This window comes from Micromonospora sp. NPDC050187 (assembly GCF_044459745.1).
In the GTDB taxonomy this organism is placed as follows: Bacteria; Actinomycetota; Actinomycetes; order Mycobacteriales; family Micromonosporaceae; genus Micromonospora.
In genome coordinates, this window is sequence record NZ_JBITJH010000053.1 from 1 (window position 1) to 3,759 (window position 3,759).

Genomic DNA, 3,759 nt, shown 5'->3' on the forward strand with positions numbered 1-3,759 from the left:
GACCAGTCGGAGGCGACCGCGCTGGTCACGGCTCTGGCCCGGTTGCACGTGACGGGTACTCCGGTGGACTGGACGGGCTGGTTCACCCACACCGGACAGCAGCCGCGCACCGTCGACCTGCCCAGCTACGCCTTCCATCACCGGCGCTACTGGCTCAACGCCAGTGCTCGGCCCCGTGGCACCGACGGTGGCGTCAACGCCCCGAGCGACGACGCGTTCTGGCAGGTCATCGAGAACCAGGACGTCGAGACGCTCGCCGCCACCCTCGCCGTCGAACCCGACGCCACGCTCGGTGCCGTGCTCCCCGCCCTCTCCGCCTGGCGACGTCGCCAGGAGACCGAGTCGACCCTTGAGTCGTGGCGGTACCGGGTCACCTGGCAGCCGCTCCCCGACCGCATCCGACAGGAGGTCGGTGACCTTCTCCTGCTCGTGCCCGCCGAGTCCGGCGGAACCGCCGGGGAGTGGGCGACGGCGCTCACCGCACCCGGCGTACGGGTGCTTCCGGTGGCCGCCGGAACCGACCGGGAGCGTCTCGCCCGGGATCTGACCGAGGCGTACGCCGAGGGCCAGCCCGGCGTCGTTCTCTCCCTGCTCGGTCTCGCGTCCGGAACGCACCCCGACTCCGCCTCCGTGCCGGCCGGCCTCGCCGCCACTGTCACCCTCGCCCAGGCCCTCGGTGACGCCGGGACCGCCGCCCGGCTCTGGATCGGCACCCGGGGTGCGGTCGCCGTCGACCCCCGCGACGACCTCGTCGACCCCGACCAGGCGGCGCTCTGGGGCTTCGGCGGCGTGCTGCGTGCCGAGCACCCGCACCGCTGGGGTGGCCTCGTCGACCTGCCCGAGACGGTGGACGCGCGCGGCGTACGGCTGCTGCGCCGGCTGCTCGGCGGTGAGCGCGCCGAGGACCAGCTCGCCCTCCGCGCCACCGGCGCGTACGCCCGCCGGCTCGTCCACGCCGGTCAGCCGGTCGGCCCCGGCCGCAGCTGGACGCCACGTGGCACGGCCCTCGTCACCGGCGGCACGGGTGCGCTGGGCGGCCACGTCGCACGTGCCCTCGCGGCAGCGGGCGTCGACCACCTGCTGCTCGTCAGCCGGCGTGGCCCGGAAGCCCCGGGTGTCGCGTCCCTGGCCGAGGAGCTGACCGCGCTCGGCACCAGGGTCACCGTCGCGGCCTGCGACGCCGCCGACCGGGAGGCGTTGCGCGACCTGCTCTCCACCATTCCCGCCGACCTGCCGCTCACCACCGTCGTCCACACCGCGGCGGCGCTCGACGACACCCTGGTCGACGCCCTGACCGTCGCGCAGATGACGACCGCCCTGCGGGCCAAGGTCGACGCCGCCCGCAACCTCGACGAGCTGACCCGCGACCACGAACTGTCGGCGTTCGTCCTGTTCTCCTCGCTGGCCGGCACGATGGGTGGCCCCGGGCAGGCCAACTACGCCCCCGGCAACGCCTGGCTCGACGCGCTCGCCCGGCGCCGCCGCGCCGAGGGACTGCCGGCCATCTCCGTCGGTTGGGGCCTCTGGGCCGACGGCGGCGTCAGCGCCGGTGACTTCGAACGCCGGATGGCCCGCAACGGCATCGCGGCGATGGACCCCGCCACGGCCGTCCGCGCCCTCACCCGGGCTCTCGACCACGACGAGACCCACCTGGTGGTCGCCGACGTCGACTGGAACCGGGTGGCGGCGACCGCCGTCGGTGGTCGACCCGACCCGCTGATCCGGGATCTGCTGACCGCACCGCAGGTCACCGACGCCGCCACCGCCGACCGGGCCGCCGGTGACGGCGCTCTGCGGCACCGCCTCGCCGGGCTCTCCGAGACCGAGCAACTCGACGCCCTGCGCGACCTGGTGCGCGCCGAGGTCGCGGCGGTGCTCGGTCACGGCAGCGCCGACCAGGTGCCGGCCGAGCGCGCGTTCCGGGACCTCGGCTTCACCTCCCTCACCGCCGTCGAGCTGCGGAACCGGCTCGACGCCGCGACCGGGCTCACCCTGCCCGCCACCCTCGCCTTCGACCACCCCAACCCCACCGCCCTGGCGGCCCACGTCCGTACCGAACTGCTCGGCGGGCACGCCCGGCTTGGGACGGGACACCCGGCGGCACGACCCGTCGACGACGACCCGATCGTCATCGTCGGCATGGGCTGCCGCTTCCCCGCCGGAGCCGGATCACCGGAGGAGTTCTGGCGGCTGCTCGCCGACGGGGTCGATGCGATGTCCGACTTCCCCACGAACCGGCACTGGGACCTAACCACGCTGTACGGAGAGTCGTACGTCACGCAGGGCGCGTTCCTGGACGACGCGGGCGCGTTCGACGCGGAGTTCTTCGGGATCTCACCCCGCGAGGCCGTCGCCATGGACCCGCAGCAGCGGCTGCTGCTGGAGGTCTCCTGGGCGGCGATCGAGGACGCCCGGATCGACCCGCTCGCCCTGCGCGGCAGCCGGGTCGGCGTCTTCGCCGGCACGAACGGGCAGGACTTCGACAACCTCATCCGGTACGGCGGCGAAGACCTCGCCGGGTACGGTGCCACCGGTGCCTCCGCCAGCGTGCTGTCGGGTCGGGTGGCGTACTCGTTCGGGTTCGAGGGGCCGGCGGTCACCGTGGACACGGCGTGTTCGTCGTCGTTGGTGGCCCTGCACCTGGCGGTGCAGTCGTTGCGGTCGGGTGAGTGCGACCTGGCTCTCGCCGGTGGCGTGACCGTCATGTCCACCCCCGGTGCCTTCGTCGAGTTCTCCCGGCAGCGAGGGCTCTCCGCCGACGGGCGGTGCCGGTCGTTCGCGGACTCGGCGGACGGCACGGGCTGGGGCGAGGGCGTCGGTGTGCTCCTCGTGCAGCGGCTCTCCGATGCGCGTCGGGATGGTCGTCGGGTCCTGGCGGTGGTGCGGGGCACGGCGGTGAACCAGGATGGTGCGTCGAACGGGTTGACGGCGCCGAATGGTCCGTCGCAGCAGCGGGTGATCCGGCAGGCCCTGGCGAACGCCCGGTTGGGCGTGGCGGACGTGGACGTGGTCGAGGCGCACGGCACGGGCACCACCCTGGGCGATCCGATCGAGGCGCAGGCGTTGCTGGCGACGTACGGGCAGGAGCGGCCGGGGGATCGGCCGTTGCTGCTCGGCTCGGTGAAGTCGAACATCGGTCACACCCAGGCAGCTGCGGGTGTCGCCGGGATCATCAAGTCGGTGCTGGCGATGCGGCACGGTCTGGTGCCGGCGACTCTGCACGTGGACGCGCCGTCGGCGAGAGTGGACTGGTCGGCGGGTGCGGTGGCGTTGGTGGCCGAGGCGACGCCGTGGCCGGAGACCGGTCGGGCACGCCGGGCGGCGGTGTCGTCGTTCGGCATCTCGGGGACCAACGCCCACGTCATCATCGAACAGCCGGAAACCGAACGGGTGCCGGACCCGGTGGAGGCCGGCCCGGCGGCTGACGGGCTGCCGGTGGTGCCGTGGTTGGTGTCGGCGCGGTCGGCAGCGGCACTGGCGGGGCAGGCTGGACGTCTGGCCGGGTTCGTCCGAGACCACGCGGGATTGTCTCCCCTGGATGTGGGCTGGTCGCTGGCCACCACGCGGGCGGCGTTGGAACACCGGGCAGTGGTGCTGGGCCCGACCGGCGACGACCTGGTGGCCGCGCTGACCGCTTCGGCCGAGGGCGATTCGACCCCTGCCGTGGTGGCCGGTGAGGTGGTGTCGGGTCGTCGGGCGTTGGTGTTCACGGGTCAGGGTGCGCAGCGGCCGGGTATGGGTCGGGGGTTGTACGGGGCG

At 74.1% G+C, this 3,759-nt stretch carries 1 protein-coding gene; it reads left to right on the forward strand.

The features are described from left to right. Positions 1 to 3,759 (forward strand): SDR family NAD(P)-dependent oxidoreductase (locus ACIBJE_RS31525; RefSeq protein ID WP_396753925.1); only part of this gene is annotated, 3,759 nt, incomplete at both ends.